The 17,396-nt window shown below is 34.4% G+C and carries 12 protein-coding genes; 3 read left to right on the plus strand and 9 right to left on the minus strand.

The genetic code is table 11. The features are described from left to right. Positions 1 to 225: 225 nt before the first annotated feature. Both ACHEVO_RS01545 and ACHEVO_RS01550 read right to left on the minus strand, forming a co-directional pair. Entirely contained in the window at positions 226 to 2,769 is a 2,544-nt protein-coding gene (locus ACHEVO_RS01545; RefSeq protein ID WP_394123646.1) for a hypothetical protein, read from the minus strand. Between the two features lie 11 nt (positions 2,770 to 2,780). Continuing rightward, the gene (locus tag ACHEVO_RS01550; RefSeq protein ID WP_394123647.1) at positions 2,781 to 5,681 is read right to left on the minus strand and encodes a hypothetical protein; all 2,901 of its coding nucleotides are present in this window, start codon (positions 5,679 to 5,681) and stop codon (positions 2,781 to 2,783) included. A 364-nt stretch (positions 5,682 to 6,045) separates the two neighbouring features. Between ACHEVO_RS01550 and ACHEVO_RS01555 the strand changes: the two genes are divergently transcribed. Together ACHEVO_RS01555 and ACHEVO_RS01560 are read left to right on the plus strand one after the other, a co-directional pair. Next, on the plus strand, positions 6,046 to 6,294 hold the full coding sequence (locus tag ACHEVO_RS01555) for an IS630 transposase-related protein (RefSeq protein WP_394123912.1): 249 nt from the start codon (positions 6,046 to 6,048) through the stop codon (positions 6,292 to 6,294). 13 nt (positions 6,295 to 6,307) lie between these two features. After that, positions 6,308 to 6,787 carry a transposase gene (locus tag ACHEVO_RS01560; RefSeq protein ID WP_394123648.1) on the plus strand — a complete coding sequence of 160 codons (480 nt, stop codon included), beginning with the start codon at positions 6,308 to 6,310 and terminating at the stop codon, positions 6,785 to 6,787. Between the two features lie 17 nt (positions 6,788 to 6,804). On the opposite strand, the gene ACHEVO_RS01565 is transcribed toward ACHEVO_RS01560, so the two are convergent. The 7 genes from ACHEVO_RS01565 to ACHEVO_RS01595 form a co-directional block, all read right to left on the minus strand. Then, on the minus strand, positions 6,805 to 7,344 hold the full coding sequence (locus ACHEVO_RS01565; protein WP_394123649.1) for a tetratricopeptide repeat protein: 540 nt from the start codon (positions 7,342 to 7,344) through the stop codon (positions 6,805 to 6,807). Between the two features lie 516 nt (positions 7,345 to 7,860). After that, positions 7,861 to 9,075 (minus strand): DUF3427 domain-containing protein, encoded by a 1,215-nt coding sequence (locus tag ACHEVO_RS01570; protein ID WP_394123650.1) that lies wholly within the window; start codon positions 9,073 to 9,075, stop codon positions 7,861 to 7,863. A gap of 126 nt (positions 9,076 to 9,201) precedes the next feature. Continuing rightward, positions 9,202 to 11,652: a GAP1-N1 domain-containing protein gene (locus ACHEVO_RS01575; protein WP_394123651.1), complete on the minus strand. Its 2,451-nt coding sequence runs from the start codon at positions 11,650 to 11,652 to the stop codon at positions 9,202 to 9,204. Continuing rightward, positions 11,645 to 12,490, minus strand: a complete 846-nt coding sequence (locus ACHEVO_RS01580; RefSeq protein ID WP_394123652.1) for a TRAFAC clade GTPase domain-containing protein — start codon at positions 12,488 to 12,490, stop codon at positions 11,645 to 11,647. Before ACHEVO_RS01580 ends, ACHEVO_RS01575 begins: the two co-directional genes overlap by 8 nt. After that, positions 12,483 to 13,460, minus strand: a complete 978-nt coding sequence (locus ACHEVO_RS01585; protein ID WP_201591437.1) for a TRAFAC clade GTPase domain-containing protein — start codon at positions 13,458 to 13,460, stop codon at positions 12,483 to 12,485. Before ACHEVO_RS01585 ends, ACHEVO_RS01580 begins: the two co-directional genes overlap by 8 nt. A 2-nt stretch (positions 13,461 to 13,462) precedes the next feature. Further along, positions 13,463 to 14,593 (minus strand): GTPase-associated system all-helical protein GASH, encoded by a 1,131-nt coding sequence (locus ACHEVO_RS01590; RefSeq protein WP_394123653.1) that lies wholly within the window; start codon positions 14,591 to 14,593, stop codon positions 13,463 to 13,465. Between the two features lie 17 nt (positions 14,594 to 14,610). Then, entirely contained in the window at positions 14,611 to 15,915 is a 1,305-nt protein-coding gene (locus tag ACHEVO_RS01595; protein ID WP_394123654.1) for a 5'-methylthioadenosine/S-adenosylhomocysteine nucleosidase family protein, read from the minus strand. A gap of 416 nt (positions 15,916 to 16,331) precedes the next feature. Here ACHEVO_RS01595 and ACHEVO_RS01600 point away from each other — a divergent pair, with 416 nt between their 5' ends. Next, positions 16,332 to 17,216, plus strand: coding sequence for a hypothetical protein (locus ACHEVO_RS01600; RefSeq protein WP_394123655.1), 885 nt, complete (start codon positions 16,332 to 16,334; stop codon positions 17,214 to 17,216). Positions 17,217 to 17,396: the final 180 nt, after the last annotated feature.

Raw genomic sequence — 17,396 nt, forward strand, 5'->3', positions numbered from 1 at the left:
TTCTATCAGATAGATTTTGAGATAAACTGCCTACTGCCCTACTAGTGCAAGTTGTGGCAGCAAACAGCGGCTCTATAACCATTTTTTAGACATCATAAAAATAATAAAAGTCATAGCGATAACAGATATATTAATTGAAATACTACTTTATTAAATAGTGAACTTCTGATCCTAGTTATCATTAGCTGTGAAGATATTGTGACTAACGACAACTAGTAGAAACGACTAATGGAAGTGATAAACTTGACTACTATTATTTAGTTTTTCGATAACTTTTAACGATTTTGAATCTGTATATCCGAATTTATTTTTGAGTGCTGAATATAGATGATAATATTCACCTCTTAAGTCTGTAGCAAAAATTCCTGGATCATCTGAACCTAATATGATTTGCATTTTCGCATCTCCTTTAACAGCCCTACTTTTAATTCTTAGCCACCGAAAAATATGATGGTCATTTAAGGATCGATAATGACTGATTCTGACATTACTAGTTAAAAGGCTTTCAATAATTATTTTTTTTTCGCACACAATTTTTTGCACACATTGCTGTAGCTCAATTATCTGCTGATAGGTAAAAGACTTATTATCTATATGGATAAGCTCTTGTCTACGATTACGAACGGCTGTATTGAACCATGTTACTTCTGCTAGTGCTAAGGCTCGTTTATCGAGCTTCTCAAGTTCATTGAATTCCTTTTGAGATAAAATATTTGTCTTATCATTCAAGTAGGCTTGTACTTTCTCAGGATCAAGATACCGATAACTATATGCCAGTTGCAATATATGTATATTGAGTTGGATTAAATCACACTCATTACCATTCATGTAGTAAGAAGCATTTTCATATATTTCATGATATAAATGACTAATCTTCGTATCTAGATCTAATACATTAAAGCCTCGTAAATCATACTTCAATGTCATTTTCTGAATAAATATTAGATTATCAAGCCACTCTCCACGCTTTAAATAAATTTTCTTTGGGGTGCTTTTTTGCCAGAGTTTAGGATGAATTCCAATAGCAGTTGCATGACCCAATCTATCTCCATTTTGTAGTTGTAAAAATTCAATTGCTTCAAATATTGCTCGTATGCCACTAACTAAATTTTCGAAGTCTTCACCCACATGATATGTAAAGTGCTTAATGCCTTTTCGTCGACAATAACTATATATGGGTGCAAAAACTTCTGGTGGTGTATCTAGCTCATTTGCTGCTGCATCTATACCTTGAACAACTGTACGTAGCTCAGGGATAGCTTCTAACATGTTCATAAGCACGGTTGCTCTATTCCATAAATCTTTTCTTAATGATGTAAAATTATAGCTGTTATCAGACTTCTCCGGTTTTTTGATAAAGTGAGCAACTAAATATAAGCGCATAGACTGCTTTTTAGCTTCTTTAACAAGTGTAGATAAATCATGGCTAATTAAGCTATTTTTTATTGACGATGGATCTGTCAAGTTATTGATACCAACTTCTTGACTGTACTGAATAAATCCTACAAGAATTTCTCTAATTAGCTTACTATTTTTATCTGCTATATCTTTTGGTGCAAACCTTCCTTCAACGACCGCCATATCGCTATGTCCATCACGATAAGGGCCATGTAATTGGAAAAATCTATTTTTATAGGTTTTCTCTGCCAGCTCTCTAGCATTATCTTCAGCAAATTTTTGAAAATTATCAAAGCCATACTGGTCGCTTCTTTGTACAAATAAGCGATGTAAAGAATTCATGCATACGATATATAATAAATAAGCGATATCAAAAAACACTTCAGGTTTTTCTTTAGATTGGTTCAAAAGCTTGTACTGTACTCGTACTTGCCAATGCAGTTCACGTATATGAGTATCAATATGTGCATGATTAGACAAATCGTAGATAAACTTATCATTCTTAGTAGCATCAATATTGCCAAACTGCTTTCTTTCATATTCTAGGTAACTTGTGAGATTATCGGCGTCCCCTTTGATCACTTGTAGAATCTGTTTCTTTATATCAATTAATTCATCATTTTTTGGGTTTTCATTTGAATTAGCTAACCATGTGAGTAGACCTTCCCTGAGAGAACGTGCTAACAAAAGCAAGTGATGATAATCACTTAGGGTTTGTAGATAAGGATTAATAACGTAGAGAAGCTTAACCTTTTCACTTTCTTGGCCACCTTGCAGTGTTTGAATGAAACGATCAGGCTGAACTAAAGCTTGATACCAGCAGTGTTCAAACGAAGATGTACCGTTCAAATGCATATGTATTTCATAAAGCCGTGCATCACGTATATATTTTTCAAGTAGTGGCTCGTTAGGATATAAGTATGGGCAATAACCTAGCTTCTGTTTGAGTGTATCAAGTAAATGAAAAGTCTCATTTATACAATCACCATATTTAAAATGGGCGAACTTACAAGCGAGTACAGGTAAACTACTATTATTCGATATTGAAGTTTGCCAATCATTAAACTTCTGCGTTTGAATACTAACTTTATCGCCTTTATCAAAATAATGTTTTACTAAAGGCTTAAATATCGCTAAACTCCAGCTTTTGTACTCTTGTTGTGTTAGCTCCAGTTGTGTCCACTGACGATTAAAGACATAGTCAGGTTGGGTTGTATTACGTTGATACCATGTAGTATATACTTGATGACGCATTTTCTGCTTCATAGAAGATTCGAACTGATTTGTTGATTCAATCAGATATTGCAATTCTTGTTGCAAGACTTTGTATAAAGCATTATCTGCGATAATATACTGATTTAAGTTAGGCATAAGCTATGTACCTAATTACTTAACGCAATTGGAATCGCACTAATATAATACATATCCACCTTAGTTGAAGCGATTGAATTATTATATTTCGTAGCTGCCTCCCAAGTACCGTATCCAAATATTCCTTTAATATTCTCACCCTCTTTACTCGTTAAGATAGACTTAATAAAATCAACAATTTTATCGTTACCTCTTTTATCTTTCCACCTAACCTCGGCAGCAGCATCAAATTCACTAAGGTCGTATGTTAAATAAGGCATGAGTAAAGGACATGTTATTAAACCAAAGGTTAATGGAAAGAACTTAGAAAAATCACTACTTGAATCTAATACCTTTGTCACTTTGGCTAAGCTATTCCCAAGCTTATCAACTGTCGTAGCAACGTTTTCCGCAGTCTGTAACATCTTAGAAATGTCATGTAATTTATCCTTATCAGCTTTAGAGCCTTGATAAGAAAACCTACTTTCCTCAATCAAAAATGCATTAACTATTGCAGCGATAGAAATACACATAAATTCATGTAACAACACATTGCTACCAGCTTTAACATCAGGAATAACTCTTTTTTTAGCAAAAAAACTTCCTTTTCTAAACTCTTCACTCACACGATTGAGTGAATAAAATACTCTAGCCCATATTTTTCCTTGAAGGACAGATGAAACACCAAAACTGTTAGGCTGTATTTTTTTCCATTCCCATAGCTTTTGCGCTACATCTTCAATGTGTTCATCATCAACACCATTGTTTTCTCTATTAAGGAAATCATCTGTTTCGTTAGTTGAATCAGAATCAACATCAGAACTAGAGTTAAAAAACGGTGGAGCACCGTAAGTTGGAATCTCTAATCTTTTAAGTAACAATTGATAGAGTGTACCTTTATTATCATCTGTTATATCACGATCTAGTAACTCTGATATGAAAGAGAGTAAAGTATAACAAGATATATAATCATTTGTTCCTGAAGAGGAGTTGATCGCATGAGAAGCAACTACGATTGTTATACCAGCGTATAGACTAGATTTAAATTCATCCTTCTTAAGGACAGAACTATTTAATATAGTATCCTTCAATCTATCTAAAGTTCCAGACTGCGCAATTATAGAATTATTGTTTTCATTTTCATCTTTATCTTTGGCAACTTTTGTAGCAGTTTCTAAATACTTTCTCAATTTAGTATCGCTTTTGCGCTTAGTCCTAACAACACCAGAAGCTAGCATTAGTTGTCCTCTTGAAATATGCTCTAGGACTATTGGACTGTAATGAGCTGCTATATTATACAAGTTGTCTTTACCATTTAATCCAATATAGTTGCTATACTGATTAATTAAATCATTATTTTTTTCAATTTCTGAGTATTTTTCAGATTTTGATACTTTAATTTTTAGTTTCTCTGAATTTTCTACGTAAGTCATAAATATATTACAAGCAGCACCTGTCGTTATCATTGCATTTAGAGTATTCGCCAAGACTATACTATTGTTATTATCATCCTTGCTAATATTCGGCTGCGTATAATTTGCTATTGCTGCTGATAATAGTAGTTGCGCTATATTGAAAGTGGTAAAGTTAGTGTCAGGCCTTGCGTAGAATCCAGTTTCGAGTTCGCCATATTGAGCATACAATTTGACCATAGTCTTACCTATGTCATTAGGTGAAACTTTTTGTCTGTTTAACTCCTCAACCTCAACTCTTTCACCAAATAACTCAGTAAAAAACACCTGACTAATACCGTCAATTAAGTGATAAGGGTTAAGTTTGAGTGAAGTACTTAGACTATCCTGTTCCAATTTATAGGCAAGTTGCAAAATAGAGCGGATCGGCTGTTTAAGTATGACATTGATAAATTTATCGGCTTCATCTTCAGTTAAGTACAACCCGTTGCAAAAAACCTCTCTCCAATAATCCTTAATACTTTTTTTATTCTTCTTATCAATAATCTCTATTTCAATATTAGAATGTCCATTGACAAGAGTATAAACATCTTGCAATTGAAGTCGCTGATGTACAGGCAATATTTTCAATAAATACTGCTGAGTTAAATGCATCGCCATTGATTTTTTATCTTTGATTTGGCTATCATTATTACTTGTTGAAGCTTTAGAACCACCTAAACTTTCAAGTTTTTTCTCATAAACGATAAAATTGTAAAGCTCCTCATCTCCTGTGATAACGACACAAACTTTAGGATGAGTAATATAACAGCGTAGTATCTCAAGTACCTGATAAGCTGCTGCTGTTTCTGTATCTACATCATCAATAGCTATTAATAATAGATCCGTACCTAAGATATTCAAAACCTCTTCAATAAATTCATTAAAGTGATTTTCAAGACTTTGCCCATGCCGAGAGTCTCTAAGCGCTCTACTTAAGAACCACTGAGCATCATCAGTCTGATGAAGGTCATAATTTTTTAGTAGCTTAAGACCTTCTGACATATCTTCTAGCTTTTTACGATACTGTCTCTGAGTATTTTCATCATAACAATTTTTTAATTTAGATTTAACCTCCATATCCATTCTAACGATAATATCGACTAAGAGGTGTTGCTGAGTATCAATTAAAGTAGGGTCGATAAATGCAACAGGAAACACCTTAGGATCTTTATCTTTATTTTCGAGATGATGAAGTAATATAGATTTTAAAAATGTTGTTTTTCCTGCACCTCTTTTTCCGTGAATGAAAATGGTATTGTTACTACGTATTGTATTTAACTGCTTATCAATGGCACTATTACTATATCTAACTTTTGATGCTGTTGATTTATCTATCATTTTTATTAATAGACTATCTAAATCTTTTCTTGTTTTTTGATGAATAAGGTCATTAGCAAGAATATTCCTATCACTGAATAATTTATCTAAATCAATTTTTATTGATTTATTTTCGTTACTATTTTCAATTTTTTCTACCATAATAAGTTCATTCCTTTTTTAACAAAAGTTGAATTAATCTCGGCTCATTCCGTACTAAAACGCATATAAGGTACATTCAAATAATGTGATGTATTACTATCTGTTAGCCTGATTTTTTCTAATACTATATATTTCTTTGATATACTGGCTCAGTGTACTTTTTCTGAGTAAATCGGATTTTTCTACTTTGATCTAATAATCTATGGAGTGAATTTTAGTAATTAGCTTTACCTATCCAAAAATACTTTATTTCTGTGTTAACCTTCTAAATAAATAACTATTCTTTTGTCACCCTAAAAATTAGTTGCTAGATAGAATCTAGAATCACAAGATAGCCTTGATAAAGAATATATAGGCCAGCACCATTCACAGCTGGCAGCAGAACTTAGCCCCTACAACAAAGAGGAATAAAGCACCAACTAAAATACCTGATGACGCATTGATTAAAGACGTAAAAAGATACCCCGATGATTACAACTATGAAAGAGCTCGTCGCTTGAACTATAGTAAAACGGGCATTTTTAATGCTCTAAAGCGTCTTGGTATCAGCCAAAAAAAAGACCTTGGAATATCCAAAAGCCTGTCCAATAAAAAGAGCGGAGTATTAGAGTAAGCTTAATAGTTCTATGCTTCAAGGCTATCCCATTATTTATATGGATGAAAGCGGCTTTGAGGCTGAAACTATTCGTCCTTATGGCTATACACCGATTGGTAAACCTTATATTAATCACTACAACTGGCAAGCAAAAAAGCGAACTAACGTCATCGGTGCTCTCTATAAAAAGATGCTGTTTGCGCTTGATTACTTTGAACAAAATATCAAAAGCCATATATTTTACGACTGGTGCAAGTTCACACTTATTCCAAGCCTTAAAACTAAATTCGTGATTGTAATGGATAATGCTCGGTTTTATAAAAATAAACGTATTCAAAAACTCCTCAACAGGCATGGCCACCGTATTTTATGGTTACCACCGTATGGCTCTGATCTGAACCCTATCGAGAAAAAATGGGCACAGGCTAAATTTCTAAGCCAAGGCTGGATGGAGAATAATCTACCTAAACTATTTCATGATATGGGCTGTATCGATTTTATAAAGACTTAACTATACATAGATGTTGTCTATTCATTTAATTTTTTATAACGGTAACAACTATTTTCATTGCCACTATCACAAGACTTACTATACCACTCTGTTGCTTGAATAGTATCTTGTAAAACACCCTTGCCTTCGTAATACATTAGCCCAAGCTTTCCCTGAGAGTAGCTATTACCTTGTTTAGCTGATTTTTCAAACCACATAAACGCTTGGTAGTAATCTTTAGGTAGATAATATTCTTTAGGTATAGAATCACTATTTTGATACATCAATCCTAGAGATAGTTGAGCATCAGAATCACCTCGCTTTGCTAATTTTTCATTCTCAGAAAAAAACTCATCAATTTTAACTTTAAGTAAATATCTCTCAGCATCAACTAAATCTGCAACTGCTTTTGTATTTGGGTCTGCTGTACTTACTAGCCAAAACTTATTTGAATTCGCCGGGTCTAAGATAAAAGCCTCAAATATTGGTTGTTCTGATGCTATAGCTGATACAGTCATTCCAAAAGATAGCCCTAAAAATATTAGCTTATAAGCAAAAAACTTCTTTATGGATTGCATAACCTTTTTTCCTCAAAAGTGGTTCCATTCAAGTTTGGTATGCTGTAAAGGTATCGAACTATTATCTCCATTTCCAGTGTTTACGTTATTTCTTTTCTGATAATTCAACTCGTGTATAACACTATTAAAAATATTTGCTAGTCGCTAGCCTAATTTGAATATCAGTTCCTTAGTTATACGGAAAGTATATTTTCGAGCGCTCAGATAGGTGACTTTTTTTGTTCAAAAGTTATCTACCCTAATTATTTATTATCGGTAGTATTCATAAAAATGCATCTTGTATGATACTGTTTAATGATAGGAATATCCTGCAATTAGAGAGCAATGCACAACTCTGTGTCAAAGAATATAAATATGATGTTCTTATAGCTATGATACTAGCGTCATCTTTCACTATTTTTTTGGCAGCTTCGGCTTTGAATTATACATAATAGGTGCTAACTTTTTTAGTCATGATAAAATTCTGTAAATCTGATTAGTGAACCCAAAACTTCAAGCGCTATGCACTTAATTTTTCTACTCATCAATTAAATACTTATAGATATCACTTCGAACCTCTGTATGCATATCAAACTCGACTTTCACCACAGAAACGCCAGAGATAGTGGTTTGTTCAAAGCTTTCAGCTCTTGGTGACATGTCGCCCATATAATAAAAGTCATTTCCTTCGTCGTTGTGTTTCTTAATAAATAAAGGAATACGAAATCCACTATGATGAGCTTTGAATAACTGTACTTCTGGACTGTTTAACGTTCGTCTCGATTTAAACATCCAACTAAATACAGACTCATTAATGAAGTCATCTTCATATTTTATAGTGTCAGCGATGTCCTCAGATTTATGATAGTTCACAAAGATAGGGCAATTGGTTTTATCTTGGCTAACCATATACCCACCAACGTTCTGAGCGAGAGGATTAACTGACTTGTTTAAAATCCTAAAAACATCTTTACGTGAATACTTGCGATATAACTGAAAACCATCAAAAAAATTAAACAGTTTGAACTGCTCACTGTATTGATGAATAGCATAATCTGTATTATCTATTAAAAACTTCTCAAAAGTGTCGTTGGCTAAATAAACTAAGAAGTCAGGATGCCAACAGAACGTACCCTCTCTTAATTGAACCACATTGAAGCCATAAATTTCACCTATAGGCTTTAACTCCTTTTCATGTTTTTCAGTCACAAAACCTAAGTTGAGGTTGTTAATCAATGACGATACGACATCAGAGTTCATCTTATAACCGTATCGCTCTTTTATAATCAATGTCAAAGCATCAACCGTAATCACTTCGTCTGCAAGAAGAGCACGTAACACCAAACTTTCTTCAATACGCTTGCTGTTATTAATGTCTTTTGAGAAGGTGCTAATTAGTTTTAGTTCGTTATCATTTAAAGCCGGTAAGGTATCTTTTTCTTGCTGTTTGGCAAAATGATAAAAAGATTTGGCATACTCCACATATGAGAAAGGATCCCGGGAACCATGACGAATAAAGTCCATCATCATAGGTGCGTAACCTAACTTATATTTAAGTAAGTTATAGTCTTTCAATAGATCTTTTTTGGTTTGTAGATTCGCAGTATCAATCGCTTGATAGATACGCTCTTTTGCAACTCTGTCAAAACTTACCGTGGACGAACCTGGAATGAAGCAACTTTCTCTAGCTAATAAGCGACGCAGTGTATCCTTGTTATAGGATTCATCACCGTATAAAGCGATAGGTACCATGAAATTATTTTTATAGTTACCAATAAAGTCGATGACGGTAAGATAGTCTTTATTTTGTGACCAAGGTTGAGAAACACAGGTACCTCTATCACTCCAATGATAGAAACTGCAGTTTGATGAAGAAACTCACATAACTTTTGCTTCAAACGAGGCTTTTAATTCATTGAATTCAGTATTATATGGATATTTTTCTAGCATGATATCAATCAAAGTAAGCACACCTCCTTCTATGTTACCTTTTCTTGCTTTTTTAATCGCTTTAGTCCATTGTTTGCCAAGGTTTCCATTGGAGTTTAAATCTTTGAGTTTGCCACCTGCTTTCTCCCACAGCACTTCTAATTCTTCTGAACCATATAAAGAACTGGCTTCGTCAACTAATCTACTGATAAGATAATCGTCTGGCAATTCATCAAGGTTTATCTTAGACTTAAATAAATAAGCCCACTTTTGTTTTTTTGGTAACAGACTGTAGCAATATTTCAGAGCATTATTAACAATTTTATTATTTCCATATAATTTATACAAAGCTTTAGTTAGTGATATCCATTTATGTGTTTTTATAAACTCTCCTAAATTTTTACCATACTGTCTCCAGTTGTTATTAGTATATTGATCTAAGATATTAATTACTTCAGACTCATGAACATGAACATTCCATCTTATTAATAAATCCATTACCTTGGGCGCTATTTCTGATTTTAAGAAAGTCTCTTTTATGTTTTCTTGAACTAATTTATCAGTCAAATTACTGATACCGTTCTCAACGACATACTTACTTATCGTATTAACTAGTACCTGTGTATCGGACTTACTCAATTTATCCCAAGAAAAACTTTCGTTTAACTGTAATAGTGCTCGCTCAGCAAGATTTTCTTCGAATTTTGTCTCTGCTAGCAGTCCAATCAATCCGTATGTTTCATGACCATTAGTAGCACTACATAAAATACTGTCTATTCCACCGTTAGTAATAATTTTGAATGGTATTGATAACCTATTGTGATAACCCTGTGAAAGCAAATATCTATCAAACTCTTTATCTAGTTCTAAACAAGGTAATAATTTTTCTACGAATGTATTTGTATCCTCAATATTTGAAATCAACCTCTTATCATTGATTGATCTAAAAGCATTTAGTAATTCATTCTCACTATATAACTTAGTTAAGTAATCAAAACCAACTACTTCAGGATGCTCAAAATCTAATATTTTATCCAGAGCTACTATAGGTTGCTCTAGTTTGAATAAGCACCAAGCATATAGTTTTGCCCAGTTTTTTGACCTAGCAAATTTCTTTAGCTTTTCGATATCATTATCATTAGGCTCACTTTCAAAAACTAATCCTAAAATGCCCTTTTCAATACTTTCTGAGTTTGATATAACATCATTCGCTATAGTAGATAAATCTTCTTCTACAATTAGCCATTTAGCCTGTTGAAGCCAGTTAGGTGACAATGTATCAATCCCTCTACCAACACCTTTTTTTAAGGCTGTATACCACCATTTGTCCGCTTTATTGATAGCATCGACTATCAACCTATTCTTATCTTCATCTTTCAATAAAGTAAATTTATTTTCGATGTAACTTTCTAACGAAAGACATAGTAAGTTATAGTTATGATTCCTTTTAAATACTATATTTTGTATTTTTTCTACTTCCGTAAAGCTTAAGCTTGCTAGATTCTCTGCAAGGTATATGAGTGCTTTGTTTACATATATATCTAAGTTACCCTCGGTATCCTCATATGATAAGCTATTTCTAATAAGGTTGATTGCAAGAGATACTGAAGGTTCTATGTTAAACGTGTCTATCAACTCCATAGTTCTTGATAACTTTCTCAGCCTTTGTAATGGAGGTTTTTCTATGGCTAATAAGGTGTTCTCTAAGAGACTCTCAAGAATAGTATCCTCTTGGTTTAAAAGAAACCTTACCGCTCTAGTATCGCTAACCTCATTGTTGTTGCCGGTACTAATAGCAGTATAAGGTTCAATCCATCGAAGCTTATTAGATGCTATAGATGCGACAATATTGAATTCACTGTCGCCGGCTAAGGTTTGAGAAGGACTCCATTTGACGTTACATATTAGCCTTTTCCTAGCTTCTGGCCACAAACCTCTCCAAAGCTCCTTAATGATAGTGGCAAAAGAAGCTAAATTTTCTAAGATTAAAACAGGGTGAGTTGCTATTACTAATGAGTCAAATACGTTTTTTAGCTGCTCATTAGTAATTTCTGGTAGTTTTTCAGAACCCATGATTGACATTAAAATATCTGTCAAATCGTTTAATTTTATCGCTTGATTAACAGGTAACAAGGCAACCTTACTTATAACCATTCCCCCTCTAGAAGCTTCAGAATCGGGATAAGTACACCATAAGCACCAATAATCGTTAAAGACTTCGCATCCGAGAACTGGATACCAAACTACATTCGCTGGCAAATAACCCGCTGGTTTATCCGTGACAGATAGCAGTTGATTTGGAAGCTGTACTTCGGAATTAGTAGTATGGATAAGTTGATGCTTATTGTCTTTTGCACCGTAGGTGGCATAAACAGGAAAATTTAAATTAAGGTCAGTCATTAAGCAACCATTTAATCGGTAAAGTTAGGTCAGTATTTTTCTGCTCAATAGTTTCATCTGGCGATATAACCCAGCCTTGGGTCTCTGGACCTTCATCAATGAAATCGTCATCTTTTGACGCTTCTGTTAATTCCTTTCCTAATGAGGAAAGCCCCCATATGCTTAATTTATCCTTGTTCCAGTTAGCGACCAAATACGAAGCTAGCATTGGTAGTCGTTGCTCCAAAATCATATATGGAGTACCATTTTCAGTATTTACTTCATCGTAACAAGAAAGCAAAACGGCCACCTTAGGACTTTGAACTTTATTAGCTATTTGCGTTTTTGATAATTGTAATAGAATTTGCAATTTTTCTACCCAGTAAGCATTTGCGTCCCAATTTGTGGAATTAGGTGACTCATGCTTTTTTTCTGGTTTTTCATTATTGGCCAATTTTTCAAGAAAATCTGGGAATGTAGGTTCATTTTCCACTCTAATTATAACAAGCCATTTATCACTATCGTCTAATTGATTTTTCCATTTTTCATCTAACGAACGTGTAGAGAAAATAGCATCCCATTGCTCACCTGCGTATTCAGGCCAGTTTATCTCGAACTCTTTACCATTTTTATCTATCAATGATAGTTTTAGGCTATCCCACGTACCAGCCACAGTATGATCGGAAGCCTTACCTTCACTCAATGCTTCAAAAACCTCTCCAAGCATTTCTAAATTTCCTGGGGTTTCATTGATTTTTAGTGAGCTTTGAGGCTCTTTGAGACGACCGTACAGTTGTCCCGCAAAGTGTGTTTTACCACTGTTAGCTCTACCAATAACTAATATGTTTTTTCTAGACATGACTTCCTCGATAGCACATAAAAGATGAATTGGTCACAATAGGTTCAGAAATTATTATCGGTTTTCTGAATGACTCATAATCTATCAATAACTCATGTAGAACATTAGTAACTGAATCTGAATTTTCTATGGTCACTCTATATTGTTTGGCATGCGGAATATTAAATAAGAGCTTATCATTAATTCTTTCTTTCATTTTATCTGAGATCGGATTTTGTGCTAACTCATCAGACTTAGTCCAAATTAAAACTGTAGGTTTGTTTTTGGTAAATGGAACGAGTCTTTCAAATAACATAAGTAACTCTTTTCGTGCCTTTCCTCTATTTTCTCCTGCCAGCTTATTACAATCAGCTGTTATGATAAACATGTCTGAGTTTGTAGCCATCCATTGCGCACCACCCGCATTAGGATCCTCTGAATTTAATGACCAAGTAGTGAACCATTCGCCAGGCGCATCAGTAAGCAACAAATCTATTAAATTGCTTTCACTATCTCTTAATGCCAAATGTAGTAATCCTGGAACTCTGTCGGACTGTCGAGAAGTATGAGGCGGGAAAGTGGACTTAGTTGTATCAAGTCTTGAATAAGATGACAGATTCTCCCATGCTACCAAGCTTTTAGAACCAGCAAACTTATAAGTTAATTCAAGTCCTCTACGTATATAGTTTAGATAAGCAATCAGTAGAAATGTAGTTTTTCCAGTGTCATGTGAACCGAACACACCAATAAGACGACTTTCACCCCGTGCTTGAATTTTACTTAAGTCTTGTATTCCTAAGTTATTACCTGACCACCAAATGCCATATTGTTTTAATTCAGAGCTTTCCGTAGTTTCTTCCGATTCAACCTTAAAGCAGTCACATTCACTAGGATGATCCTTACCTTCAGCACAAGTTCCTCCATCGCTGACATAGCAATCTTTTCCCTCTCTAGAACAAACACCACTTACGAATATCTCACTATCGCTCATATTTATGTCCTTACCTGACGTTCAGCAGATTCTTCTCGAAAAATAGCTTGAGCTAGTTTAGGAAGTGTCATTTTCGTATCTTTGGAGATAATGAGCTTGGAAATAGCTGTATCAGTATCCGACAAATTATCATCAAAAGCAAAGTAGATAAAGTCTTTCAATGACCAGTTATCTTGATATCCTAGAGTAAGCTGTTCAATACTCTGATTTGGAAAATTATCTCTATTTTGAGAATAAAAGTTCCATATTTCTTCTAAAGTAAACTCTTTTTCAATATCTATATCAGGTAAGTTTGCAACTGTTTCAAATAGTAAATAGGACACGCTTGCTGGTGGTGCATTTTCCATAAGAGATAGTAAATCACCTACCATAACAATTAAGGCCATTTTACCTTCAAACTCTTTATAGCTTTTATTTAAGGAAGCAGAATATAAAGACTTACTCCACCAAAGCGTGTCTAACTTAAGATTCTCGTTAGACCTAATATTCTCATTTATAGCTTCTCTATATTCCTCAAATCTCTGATACTGGCTTTGATAAAGACTTTCCCTCGTTGTAAAATCTTCAGATAGTTTGGTATACATGATTTGAAAGTCATTAATGGTTTCTAGCTCACTACTAGGTTTAAATGCAGGAAGCTTTTTTGGAAATGGTATCTTATTATCTTTTTCATTATCTAAAAGCTTTGAACTTGAGTACTCCTCGCTTTCTTTAGCCCATTGCAAAAATACATTTTCAAAAACTTCTTTTTCTTCTGCGAAAATTTTGAAGGGTAGTATGTCTGAAATTGTATTCCACAGTATATAAGCATACCTTTGATTATCTGACGCTACTTGTTGACAAGAATCTAAAAGCATCGAGCGATAGAGTAGAAACGGTGTATCTATGTAGATTGATCTTGCCGACTTCCATACTTCTGTAAAACATTCATCTGCAATTTCTATTGCTGTATCATCACTATTAGGTGTTTGATTTATACTGGTTAATACAAATGCGATAAGCAATGACTCCTCTTTTTTTAATCTTTCTACTAGTAATGTGGTTGCCTCAACCATATCTTCGAAACGCTTATCTATACCATCCAGCTTTTTAATCAAACCTATACTATTGATTTCATCCAATACTTTTGACATTTACTGTACTCCAAATTTTATGATTGGTAAGCGTTTAATAAAGATTTTATAGCTATGTGTTGAGGATTGTCTTTTTGAATGATTTGTAAAAGTGCTTGTGGTGTCACTTGTGAGCCTTGATTTACTTTCTTCCATATGACATGCCAGCGATTATAGGGACGTGATCTATTTTCTAGATCACTCAGCTTACCTCCTGCTCTTTCCCATAAGACTTGGGTTTCGTCAAAGTCTGGATACAACTCTGCAAGCAGACATACTACGTCATCACTCTCCATATTACCGCTCTTAATTTCTGGTAACTTATCTTCTTTACTAGTAAGTAAAGACTCACTATTCCTTAATAGGAGAATAAGCAACTCAGCTGAAGCACGTGCTGCAAAAGTACGGTAACGGTCGTCTTTATAAGGATCTGCAAAATCTGACACTCCTTTTGCAAATATAAATGGTATATCGTAGCTATCAGCTGATGCAGCTAAACCACTTCCCTCCATGTCTAGTCCTAGCACTTTCCTCATATAGCTTGATAAATTATCAAATATTTGTTCATCTTCAGTAACAGTTGCTCCTGTTGCGATAGGAGCAACATGGACAGAAAAACCTGGTTCTGCTGGTAGTCCCTTTGGATTAAATAATAATAACTCTTGAATATAATCTTCACCTACTTCAGTCAACTTAACAGGTTTTTCAACATAACCTCTTTTTCTGAGTCTTAAAACAACATTACTCCAATCTGGACACTTTTTATAAAAGTCATCTTGTTCAGTTGGGTTTTTACCATCAACTAACTGCTTTAATACCCAGTTTTCTTGCGCTTCTAAAGAATACTGAGGTTTTAACTCCATCCATGCCATATCCTGATTCTTATACAACGTACTTGTACGTTGCATATTTTGAACTATTGTTTCACTTGGTTTGTATTGCAACGTATCGCCTTGAAATACTTCAATACCGTTCTCGACAACCCGCTTACCAACATCATAAGACCATAGGCGATCTGCAAAAATAACATCTCCAAGTTGGGTTTTTTCTCTTCTGCCAGCACATATACCGCTCATAGCAAGACATTTGGGGTGTAACTCACCGATTAATTGTCCAACAACAGCTTGTATACTTTCTCTTCCCATTGACGCAACCCATGTTGCAACAACAGTAATAGTAATACCTGAATCGGTCATAAACTCAGCTTTAGAGGCGTTCCTATTACTAACATTAAATTCTTGCCAGTTTTTAGATATGCCATTACTTACTTCAATGAGTTGGTCATACTCATCTTTTAATGCGCACATTATTAAAACATCGATACTAGAGGAGGTTGGGTACATTTTAGATCCTAATCGTAACTTTAAAAATTTTATAGTTTAGCACTACTTCAAAATACTGTAGTGTGTTTGTCCGCATTAACATGAAAAGGTGATTTGAAAGCAGTGGTCATACAAATCAAATATTAATATTTATGGAATATACCAATACCCTACAAAAATTGATAGGCATAAAACAATCACATACGGCAAGAACTGTCGCATCTAAATAAATCAAGCATGAAAAATATTCAATAATAGCTTAAAGTATCTCTGCTAGAGCAAATGCGTAAGATGTTCTATTTACCAGTCGATATCTAGTAAGAGCAAGCGTGTCATATGATAAATTATTACTCAGATTATTAAGCACTGAACATGCCAGCCATTTAGGGCTAGAAATAAAGGTTTCTACTAATGTAGATTGAAGTGTCGGAGAAGCAATGAGCGCGAATAGCCTTAAAAATATGCTTTCAAGTATTGAGAATGGCAAACCGATAAATTTATTACGATTTAAGAAACTAATAGATTCATTGAACTTAGGGGTTTGCTTTGAGCTAAGTGATATCAGAGCCACTAAGTCTTCAGGAAATACCTATCGTGTTATTAGTTTGCCAACAGAACTAGATCAAGTACTAAAGTACTACGTCAATCAGATTGGTGATGACCGTATAAGCAGTGCTCGTCAAAACTTAAGTCATAGTCACAAGGTAATGGGATCTTATTTGCTATTGATACATGATGCTCACCTTTCAGACTTACTACAGTTTTCTAATATGTCTCATCCTATCGTTATAATTATAGATGCTAAGGGAAAGCCTAGCTATCCACCATCTTTTTCTGATGAGCTGGCTTTAGATCCTCGAACTATTGGAGATACGAAACCAAGGAAAGGAAAAGAAGCGGTTATTGTTGAGAACAGACAACTTTTTTTAAATTGGACTCAAACTAAAGAATTCTTACAGACACGTTGCCAATTCAGCAGCTCAAGCTATGATGTGATTTTCGGAGCAGGCAATGATATCAGCAACTCCCTACATCGAGAGTTTCTATCAGATTATCAGAAACTTTATGTATGCGGTGATATCGACTTAGGTGGCGTGACTATTACTAGTAATCTTATTAAATTACTGCCCGATAGCCTGGTTGAGTTTGTCATACCAGATGACCTTGAATACCGATTGAGTCAGGTGGCTAGCTTTACTAAGCCTAAAACCGTATCTGACATTCGTCATATTTGCTCGCATCATGTTGAGTTGGATGCAGTAAGCGATGTAATTACCAAGACTCATAAAACCTTAGAACAAGAGAGTTACTTATATGACTGATATGTTAGCAAGTGAAACCTTAAACTATACCCTGAAGCGCATCGTATTCGTTAACTCTGCAAATCATGCTTATTCAGAGATTCGCCTAGACAGTCATCTGGCCTTATTTGGCGCTAATAATGCTGGCAAAACAGCAAGCCTCGCCGCAACCAAGTTAATGCTTTATCCCGAGACCGACTT

It is taken from the genome of Psychrobacter nivimaris (assembly GCF_043419765.1).
Classification (GTDB): Bacteria; Pseudomonadota; Gammaproteobacteria; order Pseudomonadales; family Moraxellaceae; genus Psychrobacter.